Here is a 24,220-nt window from a genome sequence, read left to right on the forward strand (position 1 = left end):
ATAAGGTGCCCGCATAATGAAACCGGAAAATAATGATAACCAGCAGCTTTTAATCGATATGATTCAGGTCAGCTGTCCGCAGCAGAGGTTAGATACTCTGGTGCAGATAAACAAACGTACAAGTCATCAACACTGCATGCTGTGCGGTCCGCAGGCTGTATTAGGGTTAAACCTGATTTTCTACCACACAGGCGATCAGCAGGTCTGGGCACATGCTAAAGGCACAATCCACCAGCAGGGTTATCTGGGAATTATGCACGGCGGATTTCTAGCAGCTCTGCTTGATGCGGCTATGTGCCAGGCGGTTTTTCAACAGAACATTGAAGCCGTCACTGCAGATATGAGTATCAGGTATCTTCATGAAGTAGCGCTTAACAGCGATATTTTAATCACAGGCACAGTTATTAAATCTTACCCGCCGCTGTATAAAGCTGAGGCCGAACTTTATGTAAACGGCAGACTGATGGTGAAAAGTAATGCCCGTTTTATGAAAAAAGTATCGGAAGCTGAATAACTGCTTGTCGTATCTGAATCTATGCAGAAAGTTGAACTGTTATCAGAAAGGCAAAGTTAAAAACGAGTTACACCTCTGATATTCATCATAAAAAAAACAAAAGTCCGGCAGCTCTATCCTGATATGGATTGCAGGCTAAAGATCATGCTGATAAAGTACGCTGTTAAACTGCTTCGTATAATCCCAATGATATGGTTTGGGAGTTTCTACCAAGATCCTTAAATTCTTGATTATGAAGTCTGTAACTTTAACGTAGCCTAAATAAAGGTAGAGACTTATGAATTACTTTAACTTACCGAAAATCGATCTGCACTGCCATCTGGACGGCAGCGTGCGCCCGCAGACAATAGTTGATCTTGCCCGTGAGCAGAGCCTGACACTGCCTACGGACAACATTGAGGAAATTAGAACCTTAATGATTGCTCCAGAGACCTGCTTAAACTTAGACGAATACCTGAAACGCTTTGAGCTGCCGCTGTCAGTAATGCAGACTGCAGAAGGTATCGAGCGCATTTCATTTGAGCTGTTTGAAGATGCAGCTAAAGAAAATGTTAAATACCTGGAAGTCCGTTTTGGTCCCCTGCTGCACCAGGAACAGGGGTTAACCCTGGATCAGATCATCGGCAGTGCTGTAAAAGGCATGAAAAAAGCTGAACAGATGTATGACATCAAGGGTAACTACATCCTGTCATTATTAAGACATATGCCTAAAGAAACCATTAAAGGTGTTGTTGACGCAGGTGAAAAATATTTACAAGACGGCGTTGCGGCATTCGATTTAGCCGGCGGCGAAGCGGACGGGTTCTGCCATGAATTCATTCCTTATGCGCAGTATGCGGCGGATAAAGGCTACCGAATTACCATTCATGCCGGTGAGCAGGGTTCCGGTCAGAATGTCCATGATGCAGTATCACTGCTTGGCGCAGAGCGTGTTGGACACGGTATCCATATTACCGGACATGCAGAGGCTTATGATCTGGTAAAAGACAAAGAAGTTGCTCTGGAAACCTGCCCGAGCAGTAATGTTCAGACTAAAGCTGTAGACAACCTCAGCAGTCACCCGCTGAAGGCCTTCTATAAAGACGGCATACTGGTTACTATCAATACCGATAACCGTACCGTTTCTAACACCACCATGACAGATGAAGTGCGCAAGGTGATGGAAGAGTTTGATCTGAGCCGTGAAGACTACTTTAATATCTATAAAATCAGTGTTGAACATGCATTTGCTTCACAGGAAGTAAAGCAGCACCTGCTTCAGTACGCAGAATAACCCTTAACTGAACTAAACCTCAGTCTGTACTTCATAAAGCCGTAAGTTAACTTGTTTAACTTACGGCTTTTTTATATCTGCGGCATTCTCAGCGACGACAGTAATAAGCGGCTCCCAATATGCAGTTAACCTGACGACTTTTTATAAAGTAATGATAATTTACACAGTTGTGACAGACATCACCAAAGTTTGAGTGTATTATTTTCTGCTTTTATCCATAAGTACAGCTGAAACATTACCTGTTTTCAGCATGCTGCTGTTAGTTTCAGGCTGCTCAGTACTTCAGCCGGCAGCAGAAACATGAATAAACCCAAGCAGAATGATATTCGTAACCATGAACAGGAAAAGGATATTTTCTTTCGCCGAATTATTGTTTCATTATTTATAATATTATTATTAACCAGCCTTTTATTAGCCAACTTTTACAAGCTGGAAGTCATTGATTTCAAAGAATATACAACTCGCGCAGATGACAACCGCATTAGAGTTATTGCTGTTGCTCCGCAGCGGGGGCGCATTTTAGATCGTAACGGTGTGGTTTTAGCCGATAATAAAGCGGTTTACAGCCTCGAAGTCATCCCGGAAAAAGTGGCTGATATGCAGTCAGCCCTTACAAAATTAAAAATACTGCTCGACCTGACAGACCTTCAAATAACACGGTTTCAGGAAGCGGTAAATCAAACCAGGCAGTTCAAATCCATTGCCCTTGTTCCTGAGCTCAGCGAGAAACAAGTCGCTGTATTCTCTGTCAATGGATACCAGTTCCCGGGAATTTCTATCGAGGCGCATAATGAACGCTTTTATCCCTTTGCAGAAAACCTGACTCACGTTTTAGGTTATGTCGCTAAAATTAATGACCGCGATATAAAAAATCTAAAAGCTCAGGAAAAATACAGTAATTACAAAAATACCCGGGTGATCGGCAAACTGGGTATCGAACAGTATTATGAAGATATACTGCACGGCAAGTCCGGTTATAAAAAAGTAGAAACAAACAATCTCGGGCGCATTATGCGTACCATCGAAAACGTACCGCCTGTTTCTGGTAAAGATATCAAACTAAATATCGATATTAATCTGCAGTTATATGCAGCTGAATTACTGACGGAAACAACAACGGATCCGCTCAGCGGCAAAGTAAAGATAAAACATAAACGGGGCTCAGTTGTGGTCCTGGATCCGAGGGATAACTCTGTTTTAGCCATGTTTTCAAGCCCCAGTTATGACCCTAACCTGTTTGTTCAAGGCATCTCTTATGCGCAGTATAATAAGTTATTAAATGATCCGGACCGTCCGTTATTTAACCGGGCAACCCTCGGTGCTTATCCCCCGGCTTCAACGGTAAAACCGCTTGTTGCAGCGGCGGCTCTCTCTGAAGGTGTGATCACCCCTGAAACAACCAGAAACTTTCCCGGCTGGTGGCGAATTCCCAACAGCAAAAGTCGAAAATTTCGAGATGATCGCCACGGTGGTTTCGGTGATGTAAATATATATCAGGCAATTGAGCGCTCCGTTAATACCTTCTTTTATCAAATCGCCTTTGATCTAGGTATAGACCGTCTCTCTGCCTGGATGAGTAAATTTGGTTACGGACAGCTTTCCGGTATTGATATTAATGAGGATACTCCAGCTAATATGCCGACCCGAAAATGGAAAGAGGCACATTATCATACCCAGTGGTATCAGGGAGATACTATTCCTGTTGGCATTGGACAGGGATACTGGACGGCAACTCCGCTGCAGATAGCTAAAGCGATTTCTGTTGTTGCTAATAAAGGTCTTGTGCATCGCCCGCATTTAGTAAAAAGTATTATTGAGCATGGAGTTGAGACGCCGTTGTTATTTAAAAATTTTGCAGCAGTAAGTTCAGTAAAACAAAGCGACTGGGCGGTTGTTGAAGAAGGCATGCGCCGTGTCATAAGTACAGGTACAGGCCGGTTTGCTTTCAAAGACTCGCCCTACCAGGCGGCAGGAAAATCCGGAACAAGTCAGGTCTTCGGTCTGCCGGATACTCATAAATATGATGCCTCTAAAATTGCCGAGCTTTCTCGAGATCATGCATTATTTACTGCATTTGCTCCGCTTGATAAACCGCAGGTACTGGTTAGTGCAGTGTTAGAAAATGCCGGCTGGGGAAGGAATGCCGCCCCTATAGTGAAAAAACTAATGGATGCAGAGCTGGGTTATGGTTATAACTAATTATTATCCTGACGAAATTAATCTTAGAAGTGTAAACATGCGTAAAGAAGCTCAGTAAACGAATAATTATAGATACAGCAGCCGGGGTCGCCAGCATCAATTTACAAACACTGCAGGACGAGTTATTTACATAAACCGCTTTTACGGTGACTCAATACAAACGGCTCAACCGCATCAATATCTGCAGCTGTAACTTCTTGAGCCCCCTGCCAGGCTGCGTGTGCGCCGGCGGCCTGAGAGAACTGTAAATCTGCACATAAACCGTTAACCTGCGCAGCGTCACAGCGCTGTGCAATATCGCTCAGTATATTATCCGGGAAGGTGACGCTGTGCAGAAGATCCCTGGCATCTGAAATCTGCTGCTGCAGTTCCACCTGACGCATCTGATAGAACTCACAAAACCGCCCGGGATCAGACTCAAATGCCCGGCGTGTTTTAATAATCTCTACCCTCTGTGCAAGACTATAGCTGCTGTCCAAATGCACCACGAATCCAAATCGATCTAATAACTGCTGACTTAGCGGCCCCTGTTCCGGATTTATTGTTGCTATCAGAGTAAAATTTGCCAGGTGAGCATGACTTAGCCCGTAACGTTCAACCCGGTTCACACCGCTGCCGGCGGCATTAAGCAGCTGAGCAACAAGCAGTTCAGGAAGCTGATTCACCTGTTCGGCATACAAGACTCCGCCGTGCGCTTTACTCAATAAACCCGGTGAAAAATGTACATTCTGCTGGTTTAAAACATGGTCTAAATCCAGGGTGCCGAGCAGCATCTCTTCACTGGCAGTTAAAGATGCAGTCACAAAATCTGAATTACGCTGCGCAGTGCCGGGTAAAATATCGATTAAACCTCGGGATAAGGTTGATTTGCCGCAGGCTGCCGGGGAACAAAGCAGTACGCCGCCGATTTTAGGGTTAATCGCTGCCAGAATTAAGGCTTTTTTACAGCGTTCCTGTCCCTGCACAGCACTAAAAGGAAATATTTTTAAACTTTCGTCTGATGTTCCATGAGCGCTGCTTACTAACGACATATTACACCTCTGATAATCTGCGGTATTTATACAGTCAAATTTAGTCCCAATAACGCTACTAAACAACCAGACAGTGCATTTAATAGTGCACAGGCGTAAAAGAGGGAATGCGCTGCAGAATATTTATAAAACTAAGCGCACTGCAGATCAAAATTAACCGAACGAAGCCAGTCCAGCGCTTCACTTTGCTCTTTAAAAAAATTAAGTTCAATATTATTAAGGTTAAGCAGCATTTTTTCTATCAGATATCTCTGCAGCGGTGACCTGCAGACCACTACTTCATATTTCTGGTTATTGCGGTTTGCCCAGAGATTCCGTTCTTCAACTAAGCCGCGTATATCCGGGGTTGCCAGCTCCCACTTAGACAAATCTAATAAACATGCCCAGGGCTCTTGTATCAAAGACTGAGCAGCCGCTTTATATTCGATACAAAAGCGTTTGGCTGTTTCATAATTCCAGGCGCCGAATGCCTGTACCCGAATCAGCTGCCCGACGATCCGGATCGTAAAAGAGCCATGCTCCTGCATTGTTTATTCCTTAAAAGATAAAAAGTCCATTTTCAGCGATAAAGCGCTGCAGTTTAATGCGCGCTAATTAAAACAAGCCTGACGGTTGAAATCTTTGATTTTGATCCATGATCTTGTCTATTTAACATACACTTTCGCTGCATTTATTTTAAAAGCCGGCGTGCCTCTCACTAAGGCTTCACGGGCAAATACACTAGCGCAGTTCGGGCAGGTACATGTTTCAATAGTGTAATCAACAGAAATACGTTCTTTAAAACATTTCACCAGAGCCCCTTTGCCGCCCTTTCGGTATTTATACAGTCGGCATTTACACCTGGCACAGAAAATATCAACCGTCCGCACCGGTCCTTTTTTATTCGGTTTAGCCATTTATTAAGCGGCTCCTTTAATAACTGCTTCAGTAAGCTTAAAAATTTCTGCAAAAATATACGCCAGATTCACGATTTGCCAGGCTGATCTTAATCAATGCCCCTTTAATCAGCATCAACATTATTCGATTATTTATTAAATATTGAATACACTATGCATCCTTTAAATTATCGGGAAAAATTAATGTATAAACTTGTTGCTTTAGATATGGACGGCACGCTGCTGAACAGCGAAAAAGCCTTAACCAGCAAAGTTCGTGAGGCGATTGCATCGGCCAAAGAACAAGGAATAAAAGTAGTATTAGCTTCAGGTCGCCCCTTTGAAGGTATGCTGCCGACATTAAAAGAACTGGGTTTAGACGGCGCAGATGATTACGCACTGACTTACAATGCCTCATTAATCCTTAAAGTTGCTTGTAAAAGCGTGGTCAGCAGCGCCATTCTGACCGGCCGGGATGCAGTGGATCTTAAGAAGTTAGCCGATAAACTTGGCGTTAATATTCTTGCTTACTCCATGACCCGCGGCTTAATCACGCCTAAAGAAAATGAATATACCGAGTATGAAGCAAAACTTAACGGTATTGAATATTCACTATTTGACTTTGATAAACTTGAAGCGGATGAGGATATATTAAAGGTGATGATGATTGACCAGGAGCAGATACTGTCAAAAGCGGTTGAACAGCTGCCGCAGTCACTGCAGGAAAAATATTCAATGGCAAGAAGCACGCCGTTTTTTTACGAGTTTATGAATAAGGACAGTAATAAAGGCATGGGTATGGCGGCTTTAACTGCACACCTGGGACTTACTGCAGAGCAGATAATTTGTGTCGGTGATGCGGCTAATGACTTAGAGATGATTAAATACGCAGGTCTTGGCGTAGCGATGGAAAACGGCAGCGATGAAGTTAAAGCGAATGCCGATTATATTACTGCCAGTAATGATCAAGACGGCGTTGCCCATGTATTTGAAAAATACGTATTGAACTAACCCTCTCTGCATACGTAAAAAGCACCGCTATTGTATTTCTAAGAATAACGGTGTTTTCTGCAGCCTTAACTTAGTAAATAAGTCTGCTTAAACAACTGTGCATTTTCATTATATAAATTAATACAGTTGCGGCAGATACAGGACTTACGCTTAAGATGTTCCGGCACCAGCTCAGTCAGCGATGCAGGTATCGGCAGATCATAACACCAGCAGGGTTTACTGCTGTCGGCCCGGCAGCGGTTTAAGCCTTTACAGAACGGGCAGGTTTTATCACTACTCGTGTTCATGGTCACAATTATCACCACAATGTTCGTGAGAGTGTTCATGACTTTGCGTATCACCGGCAAAAACGGCAAGAATCTCTGAACTTGGGCTGAACTGATCATCATTACCCGCAATGTAACGCAGATGCTCCCAGGTCAGCATCACGGCAAAAAACAAACGAACCTGCTGTTTCTTATATATACCCGCAGCAGAAAATACCTGACTGCCCTTATAGCCCTGCAGCTCTTCAATCATATTAACAAAGCGCAGCCATTTTCTACAGTTTCGCTGACACCTGCTTTCCGGCATAACAAAGCTGTCGAGCACCGAATCAAATGATAACAATGCCTGCCAGAATTTCTTATCCGTATCAGCATTATTTAATTTTCTCGCCGTACACACTGATTTATAAAAAGAGTTCTCACGGCGGTTTTCTAGACTTAAGTATTCCCGCAGCTGCAACTGAAGCAGACTCCCTGCTTGAGCAAAAAAGTCCCTCTCGTTAAAAAGATAATCAGGCGCGCTAATCTCTTGTAAAAAGTTATTTAAATTATGATCCACAGACGCTTCCTTTAGCTGAATAAGAAAATAAAAACCAGTTTATATTACAGAAATTTATCCCTCTTATAAAACCCAATTCACTACTAACTGACACTTTTACTCCTGAAAAACTTAAGCTGAAAAATGTAAATATTAAGGCAAACTTCAGCCCCTTCCGGCAATGACCATTTTATGATGTAAACGTGACCACTAGCCGTAACATCTGCCTCGACAGCTTTCAAAAAGATACAAAACAAGTAAATGAAATAACATGCAAAAGGAATCAACAAACAGCTGTGCGAGCCTCAAACAGCTCCTGCAAAGCACAGCCAACAAACAGCAAAAAGCAGCCAAGCAACTGATAACATTAAACTAAAACACAAAAAGGAGTGTATCACGGCCTTGCTTGCCAAGACTTAAAAACGCTAATAAAACATCACTCACCAGATAAAACAAAAACAAACGAAAGTAACAAAAGGTAACAAGGCGTAACAAAAAGTAATTACTTAGAGGCTCTAGAATAAAACATAAAAATCACAGCGTTATGAATTAAGCCTCTATATACTGCATTTTCCACGAGGTTGCCGAGCGGTACTGCAAAGGATTATTACGCTTTGATTTAAGGAAAGCTGAGTCTACAGCAGAACTTCCTTCTCCCGCTCCCGATAATCTCCTTGCCTCTGGTATTAAACAGCTGGGATGCATGACAGAGACCTTCTGTTATTTTTACAGCTGTATTACTAGAATCACATACAGATAGGATGTTAAAAAAGCATGACTAATTTCAGATTTAACAAAACACGCGTTGCGACGCTTGTTTTGCTGTTCAGCGGAACTGCACTAACGGGGTGTTCAAATGACGATGATCAAACACAAACCATCATTAAAAATGATCCCTTAACCTGCGAGGCGCCGGAAGTTTTGAATGAAGCGCAGACTGCTTGTGTTACCCCGGTTCCAGATAAGCCGGATGTGCCTGACGTACCGGATCAGCCTGATAAGGCCGTGGCTCCCTATGCGGTTGACCTTTATTTAAAAGGTAGCTTCAGCGGCTGGGGCGCAGAAGATACCTATAAGTTAATTTTCAAAGATGATGCTTACTATCTTAATAATGTCGCATTTACTGCGGGTGTGCCGGAATTTAAAGTAGCAGACGCAGAGTGGACATTGGAGACAAGTTTCACCGTTGATATAGAAAATCTGACCCAAGTCAGTCCAGGTCAGAAATATACGCTGCAGACCGGCGACGCGGCAGCCAATATGGGCCTGCTTATCACCCAGGCCGGCTTGTATGATTTTAAATTAGAAGTTGGAGATGATCTGCTTCACCCGGTATTTAGTTATGCGCCGGATATCGCGCCTTTAAGCTATGACCTTTATATTCGAGGCGGTTTTAACGGCTGGGGTACGGATAACCAGCTGCGTTATGTCGGTGATAATAAATATCAGGTAACCATGCAGGTCGCTCCCGGCAACCATGAATTCAAACTGGCGGCGGCAGACTGGTCAAGCGAGTGGGTATTAGGTGAAGAAGCGCTTACAGCTGAATTAGATACAAATTATACCATGCTGCCCGGCGGTGCAAATGCAACCTTCTTTATTACCGAAACAGGTTATTACAAATTTACTGTTGATGCTTCGGATACTAAAGCACCTGTGCTGAAAATAACAGCATCAGACGGAAGCGAAGGAGTTATTGTGAACCCGCATGAAGGTAATGAGAAAATACAAAAACTGACTTTCACTACCTACGATGATAAAGAGGAAGAAGTGACTTTTTCCGCTCTGAAAGCTGATGTTCAGTACCGCAGCTACGCCCATTCAACCACTCAGGAACTGCGCGATCCCGGTGATGCTTATGTCTTATATGAAGAGAAAGCAGGACAGCCTACTATCCGTACCGGTAATCTGCCCTTTGATGCACTGTTTTCACTGTCTGTAAATGAAACAGAGCAGAACAGCGTATCTGAAATTAAAGACGGCAATTACAACGGCGGTAAAGCAATTGACTGTAACTGTTTTGAAACAGGTGCAAAATGGAACTATGTCTGGACGCGTGATCTTTCTTATGCAGCCAACTTAGGTCTAGCAATGCTTGATCCAGAGCGAGTCAAAACATCATTAGAATTTAAACTTTCTGAATACCGTGACGGTACCGGTAAACCGGCTCAAGCAGCCGGTGATGACAGCGGTTTACAAATCGTACAGGATACAGGCTCAGGCGGCAGCTGGCCGATCAGTACCGACCGTGTAACCTGGGCATTCGGTGCAGAAAAAGCACTGCAGAACCTCCCTGCTGAAAGCCGTGATGCGTTTGCTCTAAAAGCTTATAAAGCATTAGTTAATACCGTTGAGAATGACCGTCTTGCAGCTTTTGACAGTGTTGACGGTTTATATAACGGCGAGCAGTCATTCCTTGACTGGCGTGAACAGACTTATGCGAGCTGGATAACTAAAGATCTCGCCAGCATGGGCAGTGCAAAAGCGCTTTCTACCAATGCAGGTCACTACCAGGCACTTAAACTGACAGCTAAATTAGCAGGCGAACAGGGTGAGCCGGCGGCGGCGGCCAGATATGAAAGCTGGGCAGCAGCACTTAAAACAGCGATCAATAAACGTTTCTGGTTAGAAGATGCAGGTATGTACAGCAGCTTAACGGCTGGACACCAGAATTTAGCGCCGCTGCATAAATTTGACTGGTTAGGTCAGTCGCTGGTTATTATTACCGGGATTGCAGATACAGCACGTGCCGATAAAGTTTTAGCAAACTACCCGCACAGCGACATGGGCGCACCGGTTATCTTCCCGCAGCAGCCGGATGTTGCAGTCTATCATAACCGTGCTATCTGGCCGTTTGTTACTGCTTACGGTTTAAAAGCAGCTGTTAAAACAGGCAATACAGCAGTGGCAAATGCCGCTTACCAGACGCTGTTTAGAGCGGCGGCACTTAACCTTTCTAATATGGAGAACCTTGAGTGGTTATCACTTAAACCAAACCTGTTAGACTTTGATAATCCGTCGTTATCCGGCCCGGTGATTAACTCTAAACGTCAGCTTTGGTCTGTCGGCGCTTATGTGGGGATGGTAATAGAAGATGTCTTCGGTCTTACTACTACAGATACAGGGATCAGCCTGAACCCGTTTATTACCAGCGAACTACGCAGAGACAAGTTTGCAAACAGCACAAGTATTAAATTACAGGGCCTGACACTAAAAGGTAAAGTGATTAATCTAGAAATTCTACTGCCTGAAGCTTCTGATGACAGCGGTTATTATTCACTACAGAATCTAACCCTGAACAATAAATCAGTAAGTGATCCTAAGTCTATTGCATTTACAGATTTAAGCGACAGCAATAACCTGGTGATTACTTTGGGTGACTTAATCAGCGGCTCAACAGCTATTACCATGGTAGATGCAGATCCGCTGAGCAATAGTGATCCCGTCGTTTTTGCACCAAAAGAGCCGCTGATCAGCAGTGTTGCTGCTGATAAAGACGGATTCCTGACGGTAGAATTCAGTGATACGCAGGCCGGTAATATCAGCTATAACCTGTACCGTAACGGCGCATTAGCGAAAACTGATGTAGCGAAAGGAGTCGTTACTGACAGTCTTAAAGCTGCAGATGCTGCCGGTACTTGTTATGCTGTAGAAGCTGTTTATACAGAAACCAACAATTACTCTCATCACAGCGCACCTGTCTGTTTTGGTACAAAGCAGACTATTGCAGTAACAGATACACGTGTTAGTTCAAACATCAGCACAACACCTGCTGATGAGCAGATTAACACAGCTTATCTGCACAACTGGGGCAGTTTAAACGATACGCTGACGGTAAGTGATATCACAATAAGTGCAGCTAATGATTACCATATCCAGCTACAGTATCACAATAACTTCAATGCAATTAACCTGGGTGTTACCAACGGCGTTAAATGGCTGGAAGTTAAAAATGCAGCGGGTGCAGTTGTTGCCGAGGGTGTTATTCAGATGCCGCATGCGGCAGTTAAAGATGGTAAAAAACCGTTGGTTTATTCAACACCACTTGCCGCCGGCCTTGCTCCTGGAACTTATTCTTTAGAAGTTACTGACTTCTACAATATGAGTTATCTGGAAAGCAACACCACTTATATCGCCAGCGGCGGCAAAGATGGACAGGTAAATAACTTTGATATTGCATCTATCCGCATTCAGCCGGCCAGCCCTCTGGTAGACTGATCTGTATTTACAATAATTAACCTGCAAGCCCAAGTGAACTCATTTGGGCTTTTTTGTAATATTTGTCTCTTCCGGAAATGTGTTTACACATTTACACCAAAAATACCCGCTAACAACTACCCAGCCGAAAGCGCTTCCGATACTTAAAGATATAATAATAAACTTTACATTTTGTTAAAAATCAAAAGATTAGGGAACATTTCGTACTGCTGCCCGTTTCATTATCAGCCATTATTTTATAGACAAATAATTTAATTAAAATTGTCTGATTTTCTATTAGCCAGGGCCTCAAATTTCCTCTACAATCCTTTCTTTTTTAGTACAGAACAAGATTATGTTATTAACCATTCTTTACATTATCGGCATCACAGCGGAAGCGATGACCGGCGCCCTTTCGGCGGGAAAACGAAAAATGGACTGGTTTGGTGTTATGTTTGTCGCAAGTGCAACCGCAATCGGCGGCGGTACGGTGCGTGATATCATTTTAGGCCACTATCCCGTCGGCTGGATTAAACACCCTGAATATATAATGATCACCTGCGTCGCCGGCGTATTCACCACTCTGATTGCTCCCTGGGTAGCACGCAATCACCGCCTGTTTATCTGTTTAGATTCTATCGGTCTGGTTGTATTCAGCATTATCGGCTGCCGCGTTGCGCTCGATATGGGGCTGCATCCGCTTATCTGTATTATTTCAGCAATTGTAACAGGTATATTCGGCGGATTATTAAGAGATCTGATCTGCCGCCAGACGCCGCTGGTTTTACATAAAGAGTTATATGCTTCTGTTGCACTAATTGCAGCAGCTCTCTACCTCGGACTACTGTGGTACGGCTTAGAAGATTCTATCGCGGTAATTATAACCCTGATCACAGGCTTCAGTCTGCGTATGGCGGCCCTGAAATTCAGCTGGCGCTTACCCGTATTTCATTTTGAACATGAATTATTAGAAGAAAATACCAGCCGAAAAGGTGAATAATTTGTACTAGCGGTAACGAAAAGCAGCCGGTCTGCTTTTCGCTGCTTAGCTTTATGTCTTCTAATCTCCCCCGCTCTGCTTCTCGATAGCAAACAAAACCTTGTATTAATGCAGGCAAGGTATCATCTCCGCCAAATACATTCTTACGCTGCTCTGTTAAAATAAATGAAACAGACGATTATTCAAAGGACTGCAGTGATGCTTGAACCTCAAGTGAAACAACGATTTAGTTTGCACTTTTATATTACCTCATTATTTACTGTACTGATCTTATTATGCGGTCTGTTTATCGGCTGGTACAGTTATAACCAGTTAAGTAAAACCATGCTGGATTCAGGAAAATTAATTTTTGCGCAGACAACTCAGCAGCTGACAAACATAATAAAAAGTGAGACATCTCATATCAATACTCTGCTTGAAGCCTTAGCTGTTTCGCAATTACCCGAAGCGGATCTCCAGCAAAGATTAAAGTTTGTTCCTATGTTAAAAGAGATGTTAGAGGACAGAAAGAGTACAAAATCATTATTTATCTCATATCCGAACAATGATCTGTTTCTGCTGAGAAAAATCCATGCAAAAGAGTATGTAACACAATATAACGCCCCGCCGCAGAGCCGTTATATGAGCACATCAGTTACTAACGGCAAAGCTGTTCATAACTTTTATGATCAGGATCTGCAGCTGACATTAAAAACAGCAGAGCCGGACTTTCAATTTAATACAGAAAAACGCCCCTGGTACAAGGCAGCTAAAAGAAACTCAGCGAGCACTATCACAGATCCCTATCGATTTCATTCCAGCCGGGAAATAGGCCTTACCATGGCACTGTTTAATGAGCAGCACGATGTCATTATCGGCGCCGATTATTCATTAAATGACCTCTCCAATTCACTGGCACTATTTAAGTCATCTGAAAACACTCAGATAATGATTGTTAATGAATCGGGCCAGGTTATTGCTTATAACGAGACAGAAGAGCTGCTGTCAGAGTCGGGTAAATTTGTTGAACAAAAAACAATCTCAGAAATCCGACACCCCGTTTTACAATATGTTTTTGATAATTATCAGCATCAGCATGGAAGTACAGAGTTTACCTACGACGGCCGGCAGTGGTTAGGCAAAGTATCGAATATGAAGACAAACACTCACCTCTATTTATTACAATTAGTACCAATTGATGAATTATTAGATGAGGCATATGAGCTGCGTAACGAAACGGTGTTTATTACTCTGCTGATTATTTTAGTCACCCTGCCGGCCGCCTGGTATTTTTCTAAAAAATTAACCCGGCCGATTCGCCAGCTCACCAGTGAACTACAGTTTATTAAAGATTTTGATTTTTCCCGGCCGATAAAGACCAACTCTTTAATTCAAGAGATAGATGAATTAGTTAATGTAACCCGCGACATGAAAAATACGATAGGTCACTTTCAGGACTTGTCGGCAACATTAGTAGGTAAGCAGAACTTTGAGGAGCTTCTTAAAAAAGTAACCTTTGAAACAATCTCTTTAAGCCATGCTAAAGGTGCAGCGGTTCTGCTGGCCGATAAATCAAAGAACCTCAATGTCGCTTTTGCCGCTTTTATCGAGCTGGACGAGCAGCAGAATGATAAATTAGCGGTAGAATTAAAGTCTCTCACTTTTACTGCTGAGCAGATTTCTCAGCTGAATATAAACCAGAAAAACAATACTTCTAACAGCGCATTACCAGAACAGTTCAGCCCCTTCTTAAAAACACTAATAACAGACCATGATAAGTTGAGCTGGCGGTTATTACCCCTGTCGAATCGAACAGGAGAATCTCTGGGTGTGTTAGCAATAATAAATGATACAAAGCAGACAAACTTTCAGGGCAGGCAGAACTTCACTCAGGTAATGGCTGGTTTTTCCGCTTTAGCAATTGAAGGACAGTTACTGCTTGCCGAGCAGAAAGAGCTGCTGCAGAGCTTTATCCACCTGATTGCCGGCGCAATTGACAGCCAGTCGCCCTATACCGGCGGTCACTGTGAACGCGTTCCGGAACTGACAAAAATGTTAAGTCAGGCGGCCTGCGCTGAAAAAGAGGGTAACTTTAAAGATTTTGCGCTTAGTGACGAGCAGTGGGAAGAGCTCCATATTGCATCCTGGCTGCATGACTGTGGAAAAATAGTTACCCCAGAATACGTTATTGATAAAGCGACTAAATTAGAAACTATCTATGATCGGATTCATGAAATACGTATGCGTTTCGAACTGCTTAAAGAGCAGACAGAAAAAGAGTACTGGAAAGGGTTAGCACAAGGGCTGAATAAAAAAGAGTTAACAGAGCAGAGAGAAATGCTGCTGACGACGCTGGATCAGGAATTCACTTTTGTCGCAGAATGTAATATCGGCGGCGAATTTATGTCCGACGATAAAATACAGCGCCTTAGCAGTATTGCACAGCGAACCTGGACAAGAACTCTGGATAACAAACTGGGTATCGCCAAACAGGAGAAAATGCGTCATAAAGAGACTGAGTTGTCTCTACCGCAGAAAGAGTATCTATTAGCAGATAAAATGGAGCACCTGATTAAACGCGAGCATCTTATAGAACAGGAGCATGCCCAGTTAACCGCACCAGGTAATCCCTGGGGATTTAATATGAAAACCCCTGAGTATCAGTTTAACCGCGGCGAGTTATATAACCTGTCAGTTAAACGAGGCACACTCACACCTGAAGACAGATTTATTATTAATGAACATATGGTTCATACCATTGTTATGTTATCTAAACTGCCCTTTCCTAAACACCTCGAAAATGTGCCGCTTATTGCCGGCGGACATCATGAAAAAATGGACGGTAAAGGTTACCCGCGAGCAGTGCCTGCCGGAGAGCTTCCTGTTACGGCACGCATAATGGTTATCGCTGATATTTTTGAAGCATTAACCGCCTCAGACCGCCCTTATAAAGAGCGTAAAACATTAAGCCAGTCAATTAAGATAATGAGTTTTATGGCAAAAGATAATCACATTGATGCGCAGGTATTTGAGCTGTTTTTAAGCTCCGGCGTATATTTACAATATGCACAGAGCTATTTAAGCGAAGATCAGATTGATGATGTAAATATTAGCGAATATTTAAGTTAATCAATTTATCGGCTATGCCCGGCATTGTACGGCCGGGTCAAAACGGTTATACCAATTCCGTTAATTAGGTGATCTATTTAGGCGTAGGAAAAATGGATGAAAGCAAGGCATTGATTGCAGTAACTAGTTATTCTAATTACAAAATCAATAACGAAGCTAACATTCATTTTAACCAGCATAAATGAATAGAAAATTATCGGATTTGGTATTATAAACCAGCCTGTACAAAGTGCCTTAAACTTGGATTAGGGTTTTCGGCGTTTAAATTATTTATCTCACCGGCACTTGATATCTTCCCCTGCTCAACAAACAGATAATGCGAGGCGGCATTGAGTGCATCGGAAATATGATGCGTTACCATTAATACAGTTACCTTGTGTTTACCTGCTAACTTTTTAACTATAGTAAGCATCTCTTCACGCAGAACAGGATCAAGAGCAGAAAACGGCTCATCAAGCAGCAGCAGGGGTTTATTCTGTACAAAACAGCGGGCTAAAGCGACCCGCTGTTTCTGCCCCCCAGATAACTGCTGCGGCAGGCGAGGTAAAAGCTTCTCAATACCAACCTGTCGGCAGATATCAGCTACCTTTGCCTTTTGATCCCGGGTTAATTTAAGCCCGGGATCTAAACCTAAACCTATATTATCTGCGACATTAAGGTGAGCAAAAAGGTTATTTTCCTGGAATAACATCGCCAGCGGACGGCGGTGCGGCTGAACATCTAAAACAGACTTACCGGCGATTTGAATATCACCGCTTAAGGGGTTAATAAAACCCGCCGCTAAATTTAACAGGGTACTTTTACCGGCACCGCTTGCCCCTAACACAGCAACAATATTCCCTGTGCCGATATCAATATCAAAATTGAACTGCTCCTGCTGATACTGGTACTTTACACTGCAGAATTTGATCATAGCCACCTCGAACAGCAATTATTTAACAACATTATTTTTCACCATGATTTTTTCTATTAAGGCAAAAAGAGCGACACTGAGCATTAATAAAAACAGTGATACAACTGCAGCAGAGTCCATCTGATAACTGCCTAGCAGCTGAAAAAGATAAAGAGGCAGCGTAGTAGAGTCCTGACTGCCGAATAACGCAATGGCACTCAAATCCCCCATCGATAAAACAAAGCTGATAGAGAATGCATGCACAATCGGCACTCTTATTGCCCGCCATTCAATAAGATAGAAACGAGAAAAACCCGACATACCTAAACTGGAGCATAATTTATCATACTGCTGGGCAATATGAAGCATCGGCTGGGCAAGGGTTTTAATCACATAGGGCAGCGCCATTAAAGCATTCACAGCAATCACAATCAGCAGCGCCAGACTGAACAGATCGGTTATATTCCTCAGCAGCAGAAAAATTCCAGTACTGATAACCAGCCCCGGAGTAACGAGAATAATAGCACCAAGCAGCTCTATTTTATCAGCTCTAAACTGTAAACCGATTAAACGCCAGGAACGGCTGGTAATAAGAATAAGTACCCCGCCGATAAGTGCGATAAAAGCGGCAGAAACAGCAACTAACAAAGAGTTCTTAACTGCACTCCAGAAAAAGATATCAGTAACAACAGCTAGAAACTGTGCATTCAGCCCGTTAATAATAACCATCAACAAAGGCGGAATAACCAGTGCAGCGGCTGCAGATATCCATAAGAGATCCCAGCATCTGGCTGACTTAGAGTCGCAGAACGGAACAGGCTCTGATGATGTGGTGGTGCTGGTCAGCGGCACAGGGCGAGAAAACCTCTGTATTATAACGGCCAGAGTACCGCAAAGTATCATCTGCCATAACGCCAGCAATGCACCTGACTGCAGATCAAAATCAAATTTGATAGCCTGATAAATGGCCAGCTCAATAGTGGTTGATTTCGGCCCGCCTCCTAATGCCATTACTGTGGCAAAACTGGTAAAACAGAGCATAAATACTAATCCGCAGACATGCGGAAGCTGCTGGCGTAAACAGGGCCACTCCACTAGTTTAAACTTATTCCAGTGACTGATACCGAGATGCACAGATAATTTATGATTCTCTACAGGCAGCGACTGCAGCGGCTGCAGTAATAACCGCGCCGCAAACGGCAGATTGAAAAACACATGCGCCAGCAGTATACCGTTCAGTCCATAAATAGAGAACGGCAGTTTATAATCAAAAAAGCCCAGCAGCTGTGAGATTAAACCACTGTTACCGTAGATCGCAAGTAAACCAAAAACACCAACTAATACAGGTAATACCAGGGTTGCGGCAAATAATTTAAGTAATAATTCTTTGCCGAAAAAAGAACGCCTTGATAAAGCATGCGCAACCGGAATCGCCAGTCCGACACTCAGTAATGTCGACAAAAAAGACTGATAAAAGCTGAATGCCGTTACATGCCGGTAATAGGGATCTGACCACAGCACGGCAAGATCAAAACCAGGAGAATGAAGCAGCAGTGCTGAAAAAGCACCACTGACAAAAAGCAAAATAAACCCGGCTATAATTAATCCGGGTAAAGATTGAAGTTTACTAGTCATCAAAAAACTTCACTTAATAAATTAAAGAGCTCTGCCACTCTCTAATCCAGGTTTTACGGTTAGTTTCGACCTGCTCAGCAGTGAAGGAAAATGATTTAGACGGAACAGTTAACTGTTTAAAACCTTTAGGAAGAGGCACATCGGTAACCGGGTACATCCAGTTTCCAGTCGGTATGGCAGACTGAAACTGATCGCTGATAATAAAATCCATAAACTGATCCGCTAGTTTTTCATTCGTGCTGCTTTTCACTTTCGCCGCCACTTCAACCTGCGTGTAATGCCCTTCAGAAAAATCAGCTGAAATATACTGATTGTTCTGCTCGGCAATAATGTGATACGCAGGAGAGGTGGTATAGGAAAGTACCATATCAGCCTCCCCTTTTAAGAACATGTTATAAGCTTCCGACCAGCCCTTAGTGACAGTAACCGTTTTTTTCGCTAACTGCTTCCAGGCTTGATCAGCTTGATCAGCATAAACCCATTTCATCCACAGCATTAAGCCCTGCCCCGGTGTTGAAGTGCGCGGATCCTGATAGATAACCTTAATATCATCCTGCTTTTCAACCAGTTCTTTTAAACTTTTCGGCGGGTTCAGTAATGTATCTTTATTGTACACAAAGGAGAAATAACCAAAGTCAAAAGGAACAAAAGTATTATCAGACCAGCCGCCGGGCAGCCTGATATCAGCAGTATCCACTTTATGCTCGGTTAATAACCCGGTTTTGGCAGCTTCTGCCATAAGGTTATTATCCAAACCAAGAAGCACATCCGCTTTACTGTTTTTTCCTTCCAAACGCAGACGGTTTAATATTGAAACACCGTCATCTAACGCAACAAATTCCAGCTCGCAGGCACACTCCTGTTCAAATGCTTTTTTGATTTTAGGGCCGGGGCCCCACTCTGAAGCAAAGGAATCATAAGTATAAACAACGAGTTTATCGGCAGCCGCCGGCATTGAAACCAAAGTTGAAAAGGCAAGAAGAGGAAGAATTTTTTTCACTATGCGCTCCGTATATAGCATAAGGCATAAAAAAGAAGCAGATCATATTGAAAGACTTGATAAGCTCAATTCCTACGCCAGTATTATCTGGTTCAGGTATACGGGTTTAGTCTGGTTGACAATCTCAGCCTATATACCCGTTACCAGTCAAAATGCATTTATCAGCCGTTAGCTGGTCTTTGCATCTTGAAGTATCGTGGGTATAGATAAGCACCCCGTTGAGAAGAGCTATTGTATACTCAAAGTCAGACGGAGGCACCTAAAGCTTTATTTATTAGAAATAAAAACCGCCAGACAGCGCTGGCGGTGACAGGAAGATTATAAATAACAGCTAGAACCAGATTTCAGATCTGTTGCGTCCAGCCTCTTTTGCCCTGTACAGGGCTTTATCTGCATGGTTCATTAATTGATCCAGAGTTTCCGTATTGTCGGATAATTCACTTAATCCGATAGAGGTTGTTAGAGAAATCACATCATCGCCATAACTGACTCTTAATTCAGACACTGCCTGGCGAATACGTTCCGCCAGCAGTGAAGCATCAACCAGTTCAGTTTCCGGCAGCAGAATTAAAAATTCTTCACCTCCCTGACGAGAAAATATATCACTGCTTCGCAGCAGTTTCCGGCAGCATTCTGTTAATGCTAACAGCACCTGATCTCCTGTACGGTGTCCGTAGTTATCATTAATACGCTTAAAATAATCAATATCCAGCGCTAACAAGCTAAGTCTATGCTCATACCTCCGACTTCGCTCAAACTCAATTTCTGCTAATTCAAAAAAATGACGGCGGTTGCTGATACCGGTCAGAAGATCCGTCGAGGCCAGCTTTTCAACATCACTTAAAGCCAGGCGCAATTGTGATTCAGTATTTTTAAAATTTGTAATATCAGTGCTGTAGAGAAAAATAAAACCATCTGAATTGATAAAGCGGGAAACTCTAATCCAGCTGCCGTCAACCGTCAAGTGCTCAAAAGCTTTAAACGAAACATCCTCGAAATCCATACTAACCTTAGTAATAAATCCCTCTATATCGCCATTCTCAATATAAAGACCGTCACCGGAAAGATAAGACTTTCGCAGAATTTCTGTAAAAGTTAATCCTTCAGTCTGCTCCACGCTAAGACCAAAATGACCGGCAAACCTATCATTACAGAAAATCAACATATGGTCCTGATCAAAAATACTAAAACCATCCTGACTCTCTCTGACCACGTCAAACAGTAAAGCGTTGAGCTGTTCTTTTGAGCTTCTGATACTAAGCATAAGCACTCACTTAACAGACTAATCCGTATCTGTATTATAAGTGTAGAACAGAGGGTGATTCCTGCTTTCTAAGGAGCAGCAGCTAACTGATGGCGATAGTCATGGCACGCAGAGCTTAGCACGTTCGTGACACTCAGCTGGCGCTGAACTCACCCCGACTTCATATGGGAGACCATTTTGTATTGCAGTCCCTTGATCAAGGTTCAAGGAAGCAATATGCTTAGGTTCGCAGAGCTCACCAGCTCGTGCCACACCGCTGTCGCGATACTCGCAGTACCATCGGCGCAGCTGCGTTTCACTTCTGAGTTAGGAATGGGAAGGAAAGCAGGCTCCCTTGGTCCGGAGGAGAATGTAGGCGAAACCCTTATGCTAGTGGCATAAGGAAGTTCGCTGTAATAGTGGAAGCTTTGCTTGACGTTGACGGGACCACGTCTGAGCAGCGTATACAGCAAACAACTTACACAATAACCTGTGTTTATCATTTCTGTGACTTCGCGTAATTAAGCCGCCCCAAACATAGCGGCGGCTTATATTGGTTTTACTTGGCGAACTCTAAAAAGCCTGCTTACTTCATTTTTTCAACTACATCGACTTTTTGCTCAGCACTTTACACTTCAAATTTTCTACTGGCCCTTTGTTAGTTAACCGAAGCTTCTACAGATTCAATTAACATCCCGTCATCAGCTTCTAGACTTGTCGATATAAAGTGAAGGTAGCTAACGCCATTTGGACTGGTATTACTAATTTCGAGCCTTTCCACGAGCTCCCCATCAAGCAAAACTTGAGCATCCGAGTTTTTCTCCACACCATTCCAATGTAAGCTAAGGGTATACCAACGGTTAGCTTCAAGTACATGCTCACCAAGTTTCTCTCCTGGCGTAACATTTAAAGTATACACAGCATAGTGCGCAGTTGTTTCATCAACAGCATTGAACAAACGATCAGTGAGGCTGATTTGGGTTCCACCACTATGTTCATTTAACATAAAGCGAATATCAACTTGACCACTCTTTCCATTCGGAAAATTCCAAGTCGCCCCGCCTTTTTCATAATTGACATTATTTTCAATATTAATCAGCTCCGAATCACTCACTCGCCGGACTTGAAGCGCTTGATGTTCAGGCTTATCGATAAGATCGACAAGTTGAGATGATTGCTTTCGATCATAACTGACATGCCCTCTTACCTCCGGGATATAGCTATGAACAGTCCAATTTTCTAGACCGTTTTCAAAGTGCTCACTTCGTTCTTTTTCATAAAGCCAACGCGTATCCATAATCATCAAACGGCGATGCTCTTTATGTTGTCCAATGGAAATAAGAACTCGATGCTCATCCAACTCGACAAATTCACTTTGCTGTTTCCCCCGATCTTCCTGACCCTCATAGGTCGCATAATCACTACGATTGCGATGTTCATCTAGGATGACCTCGCGAAATCCAGTCCATGTTTTACCATCATCGTCAGAGATTGCAGCATGATGAGAATCACGATTTGTAAAAACATCTTCCCACATATCATCTTGAGCTCCTAGATTCTCAGGTAAGGGCATCGTATTTGTCCAAAGAGCAAGCAGACGCCCATCCTTCAAGCGTCCAATTGTCGGCATAGTCAATGTACCGAAAAAACGAGAAGGCTGTGATTCTGTCCATGTATCCCCAAAATCTGAGGAGAACGCTTCGTAGTATTGATCTTGAGAGGTGCGAACAAGAATCCAAAGGCGTCCGTCTCTAAGCTCAACAATTGAGCCTTCAACTCCACTATTAAGCCATCGCACACCTTGGTGGATCTCATCTTTTTCATGCGGTGGTGCTGAGATTATGTCTTGAGAGGTGCGCCAGGTTAAACCGCCATCATCTGAAATATGTAATCTTGTGCCCTCGCGCATCTCATGTGATGGAATTAAAATTCGTTGACCATTATTCACGAAAGTCGGACTACGCATAATTCCGCCAAGAGTCAGGTAGTTCCCTTTGTCACCTTGCTCCCAGTTATAGTCAAGTTGACCATCTTTAGTCACAGCGGCCCACTCGCCGTCAAGTCCTCCATTGGAAATAAAAACATAACCATCGATTGGCTGTACTCGTATATATTCTCCAGTAATGGGGTTAGGGACAATAGCTGGTGACTCCTTATCAATCCCTCCAAAGTTAGGAGGATATGATGCTGAGGCCAAGCTTTCTTGCCACGTAAGACCATTATCGCTACTTACCTGCATTTTACGGCCGTCGTAACCTTCCCCACCATTATAGTGACGAATTTCATTCTCACTTACGCGCACTAAACCTCTTCCTGCATCGGCAGGAGGAACACCAACTATCTGCGGCGACTGGCTTTCTTCAATCGGTGGCGGCTGAATTTCTTCAGTTGTGCAACCCATCTGCGCTAAAAACAACAGCGGCAGTATAGACTTATGTAACTTCATCTTTTTTCTCCTGATATACAATAAAATAACGTAATAATTTAGACAGTTATTAAGATTATTAACTGCCCTGTAAATAGGGCATGATTTTTTATCCTTCATACTTTTACGGCAGCTTGAATTATCAACCACGTTTATTTTTCACTTACGATGATCTTTAGGCTTTAGGAAAGTGCCGACTTAAGCTCCTATATCTAGAAGTGGATGTGAGTCCATTTCTTTTTATATACGCCAACCCATTGAAAACTAAGTAAGCTTTCATAAACAGCTAATAGAACAGCGTTAATGAAGCAAAACTCCAAAAAACACCAGCCGATCAAAGTGCGGCGTCATAATGGTATTAATGGAGTTTTACTTCAACATGGAGGCGTCAAAATATAGATTTAGATCACCGTTTTATTAAGGGCAGTTGATCTTTGTTTGAAATTTGTACGGTAGGTGGCAATCTCATATAATTTATTTCGCCAAAAACAAACTTTATGATCTACTCATTTATGCTGGTTAAAATAGATGCTAGCTTCGTTATTGATTTTGCAATTAGAGCAACAAGTTACTGTAATCAATGCCTTGCTTTCATCCATTTTTCCTACGCCTAAATAGATCATTTAATTAACGAAATTGGTATTAATTAACGGAATTGGTATAAATCGCAGGAATTAAAAAAGCCCCACCAGAACTAACCAGTGGGGCTATTTGTATCGGTTGCTTATAGAAAGCAAGCTTGGCAATGGAACAGGATTCGCAGAGCTCATCCGCTCGTACACTTGCCTGCCGGCAAACTCGCCCTACTTCACATGGAAAGGAAATGCCTTCGGCATACTTTTTATGTAATCGTCCGGCAAACAGCACATTCACCTGCCTCGCGTAGTTCATTACAGTATCTCCAAACTCATTATTGGAGATACACATGCAGGAAAAAACACGTCAGAAGTGGACCGCACTTATTGAACAGCAGCAGGCAAGCGGGTTATCCGTGGTGGAATTCTGCAATAATA

The 24,220-nt window shown here is 43.0% G+C and carries 18 protein-coding genes and 2 riboswitches; of the genes, 8 read left to right on the top strand and 10 right to left on the bottom strand.

Annotated features, from left to right (window positions below):
* Positions 1-16: 16 nt before the first annotated feature.
* The 3 genes from G337_RS0104790 (at position 17) to mrdA (ending at position 3,986) form a co-directional block, all read left to right on the top strand.
* Positions 17-514, top strand: a complete 498-nt coding sequence (locus G337_RS0104790) for a PaaI family thioesterase (protein WP_051302968.1) — start codon at positions 17-19, stop codon at positions 512-514.
* 153 nt (positions 515-667) lie between these two features.
* A riboswitch (purine riboswitch) is annotated at positions 668-767 on the top strand.
* A gap of 24 nt (positions 768-791) precedes the next feature.
* Positions 792-1,787, top strand: a complete 996-nt coding sequence (gene add, locus G337_RS0104795) for an adenosine deaminase (RefSeq protein WP_028862866.1) — start codon at positions 792-794, stop codon at positions 1,785-1,787.
* A 300-nt stretch (positions 1,788-2,087) separates the two neighbouring features.
* Entirely contained in the window at positions 2,088-3,986 is a 1,899-nt protein-coding gene (gene mrdA, locus G337_RS0104805) for a penicillin-binding protein 2 (RefSeq protein WP_028862867.1), read from the top strand.
* A 122-nt stretch (positions 3,987-4,108) separates the two neighbouring features.
* Here the strand turns inward: mrdA and G337_RS25645 are convergent, their stop codons facing one another.
* From G337_RS25645 to G337_RS0104820, 3 genes are all read right to left on the bottom strand, one after another.
* Positions 4,109-5,017 carry a magnesium chelatase ATPase subunit I gene (locus G337_RS25645; protein ID WP_051302970.1) on the bottom strand — a complete coding sequence of 303 codons (909 nt, stop codon included), beginning with the start codon at positions 5,015-5,017 and terminating at the stop codon, positions 4,109-4,111.
* Positions 5,018-5,148: 131 nt separating this feature from the next.
* Positions 5,149-5,544: a hypothetical protein gene (locus G337_RS0104815; RefSeq protein ID WP_028862868.1), complete on the bottom strand. Its 396-nt coding sequence runs from the start codon at positions 5,542-5,544 to the stop codon at positions 5,149-5,151.
* 117 nt (positions 5,545-5,661) lie between these two features.
* Positions 5,662-5,913, bottom strand: a complete 252-nt coding sequence (locus G337_RS0104820) for a hypothetical protein (RefSeq protein ID WP_028862869.1) — start codon at positions 5,911-5,913, stop codon at positions 5,662-5,664.
* A 183-nt stretch (positions 5,914-6,096) separates the two neighbouring features.
* Between G337_RS0104820 and G337_RS0104825 the strand changes: the two genes are divergently transcribed.
* Entirely contained in the window at positions 6,097-6,903 is an 807-nt protein-coding gene (locus tag G337_RS0104825; RefSeq protein ID WP_028862870.1) for a Cof-type HAD-IIB family hydrolase, read from the top strand.
* Between the two features lie 65 nt (positions 6,904-6,968).
* Here G337_RS0104825 and G337_RS25650 read toward each other — a convergent pair whose 3' ends face one another.
* Positions 6,969-7,190 (bottom strand): cysteine-rich CWC family protein, encoded by a 222-nt coding sequence (locus G337_RS25650; protein ID WP_037027085.1) that lies wholly within the window; start codon positions 7,188-7,190, stop codon positions 6,969-6,971.
* Positions 7,177-7,728 (bottom strand): hypothetical protein, encoded by a 552-nt coding sequence (locus G337_RS28555; protein WP_028862871.1) that lies wholly within the window; start codon positions 7,726-7,728, stop codon positions 7,177-7,179. The genes G337_RS25650 and G337_RS28555 overlap by 14 nt, the downstream gene beginning before the upstream one ends.
* Positions 7,729-8,481: 753 nt before the next feature.
* Here G337_RS28555 and G337_RS0104840 point away from each other — a divergent pair.
* The 3 genes from G337_RS0104840 (at position 8,482) to G337_RS0104850 (ending at position 16,012) form a co-directional block, all read left to right on the top strand.
* Positions 8,482-11,925: an MGH1-like glycoside hydrolase domain-containing protein gene (locus tag G337_RS0104840; protein ID WP_157619226.1), complete on the top strand. Its 3,444-nt coding sequence runs from the start codon at positions 8,482-8,484 to the stop codon at positions 11,923-11,925.
* A 334-nt stretch (positions 11,926-12,259) separates the two neighbouring features.
* Entirely contained in the window at positions 12,260-12,904 is a 645-nt protein-coding gene (locus G337_RS0104845; RefSeq protein ID WP_028862873.1) for a trimeric intracellular cation channel family protein, read from the top strand.
* A 198-nt stretch (positions 12,905-13,102) separates the two neighbouring features.
* Positions 13,103-16,012, top strand: a complete 2,910-nt coding sequence (locus G337_RS0104850; protein WP_028862874.1) for an HD domain-containing phosphohydrolase — start codon at positions 13,103-13,105, stop codon at positions 16,010-16,012.
* Between the two features lie 208 nt (positions 16,013-16,220).
* Here the strand turns inward: G337_RS0104850 and thiQ are convergent, their stop codons facing one another.
* The 5 genes from thiQ to G337_RS0104885 form a co-directional block, all read right to left on the bottom strand.
* Positions 16,221-16,925, bottom strand: coding sequence for a thiamine ABC transporter ATP-binding protein (gene thiQ, locus G337_RS0104860; protein ID WP_028862875.1), 705 nt, complete (start codon positions 16,923-16,925; stop codon positions 16,221-16,223).
* A gap of 18 nt (positions 16,926-16,943) precedes the next feature.
* Positions 16,944-18,539: a thiamine/thiamine pyrophosphate ABC transporter permease ThiP gene (thiP, locus tag G337_RS0104865; RefSeq protein ID WP_028862876.1), complete on the bottom strand. Its 1,596-nt coding sequence runs from the start codon at positions 18,537-18,539 to the stop codon at positions 16,944-16,946.
* Positions 18,540-18,552: 13 nt separating this feature from the next.
* A complete protein-coding gene (gene thiB / locus G337_RS0104870; protein ID WP_028862877.1) occupies positions 18,553-19,539 on the bottom strand; it encodes a thiamine ABC transporter substrate binding subunit in 987 nt (328 codons plus the stop codon).
* Between the two features lie 52 nt (positions 19,540-19,591).
* Positions 19,592-19,767, bottom strand: a riboswitch (TPP riboswitch).
* A 103-nt stretch (positions 19,768-19,870) separates the two neighbouring features.
* Positions 19,871-20,803 carry a sensor domain-containing diguanylate cyclase gene (locus G337_RS0104875; protein WP_028862878.1) on the bottom strand — a complete coding sequence of 311 codons (933 nt, stop codon included), beginning with the start codon at positions 20,801-20,803 and terminating at the stop codon, positions 19,871-19,873.
* 637 nt (positions 20,804-21,440) lie between these two features.
* Entirely contained in the window at positions 21,441-23,228 is a 1,788-nt protein-coding gene (locus G337_RS0104885) for a sialidase family protein (RefSeq protein WP_028862879.1), read from the bottom strand.
* 904 nt (positions 23,229-24,132) lie between these two features.
* Between G337_RS0104885 and tnpA the strand changes: the two genes are divergently transcribed.
* A partial coding sequence (gene tnpA, locus G337_RS29520; protein WP_425414424.1) for an IS66 family insertion sequence element accessory protein TnpA occupies positions 24,133-24,220 on the top strand: 88 nt, incomplete at its 3' end.

This window comes from Psychromonas aquimarina ATCC BAA-1526, assembly GCF_000428725.1.
Classification (GTDB): domain Bacteria; phylum Pseudomonadota; class Gammaproteobacteria; order Enterobacterales; family Psychromonadaceae; genus Psychromonas; species Psychromonas aquimarina.

Coding starts and splice junctions, on each gene's coding strand:
- G337_RS0104790 (WP_051302968.1), top strand. CDS start 17: ATGAAACCGGAAAATAATGATAACCAGCAGCTTTTAATCGATATGATT.
- add (WP_028862866.1), top strand. CDS start 792: ATGAATTACTTTAACTTACCGAAAATCGATCTGCACTGCCATCTGGAC.
- mrdA (WP_028862867.1), top strand. CDS start 2,088: ATGAATAAACCCAAGCAGAATGATATTCGTAACCATGAACAGGAAAAG.
- G337_RS25645 (WP_051302970.1), bottom strand. CDS start 5,017: ATGTCGTTAGTAAGCAGCGCTCATGGAACATCAGACGAAAGTTTAAAA.
- G337_RS0104815 (WP_028862868.1), bottom strand. CDS start 5,544: ATGCAGGAGCATGGCTCTTTTACGATCCGGATCGTCGGGCAGCTGATT.
- G337_RS0104820 (WP_028862869.1), bottom strand. CDS start 5,913: ATGGCTAAACCGAATAAAAAAGGACCGGTGCGGACGGTTGATATTTTC.
- G337_RS0104825 (WP_028862870.1), top strand. CDS start 6,097: ATGTATAAACTTGTTGCTTTAGATATGGACGGCACGCTGCTGAACAGC.
- G337_RS25650 (WP_037027085.1), bottom strand. CDS start 7,190: ATGAACACGAGTAGTGATAAAACCTGCCCGTTCTGTAAAGGCTTAAAC.
- G337_RS0104840 (WP_157619226.1), top strand. CDS start 8,482: ATGACTAATTTCAGATTTAACAAAACACGCGTTGCGACGCTTGTTTTG.
- G337_RS0104845 (WP_028862873.1), top strand. CDS start 12,260: ATGTTATTAACCATTCTTTACATTATCGGCATCACAGCGGAAGCGATG.
- G337_RS0104850 (WP_028862874.1), top strand. CDS start 13,103: ATGCTTGAACCTCAAGTGAAACAACGATTTAGTTTGCACTTTTATATT.
- thiQ (WP_028862875.1), bottom strand. CDS start 16,925: ATGATCAAATTCTGCAGTGTAAAGTACCAGTATCAGCAGGAGCAGTTC.
- thiP (WP_028862876.1), bottom strand. CDS start 18,539: ATGACTAGTAAACTTCAATCTTTACCCGGATTAATTATAGCCGGGTTT.
- G337_RS0104875 (WP_028862878.1), bottom strand. CDS start 20,803: ATGCTTAGTATCAGAAGCTCAAAAGAACAGCTCAACGCTTTACTGTTT.
- G337_RS0104885 (WP_028862879.1), bottom strand. CDS start 23,228: ATGAAGTTACATAAGTCTATACTGCCGCTGTTGTTTTTAGCGCAGATG.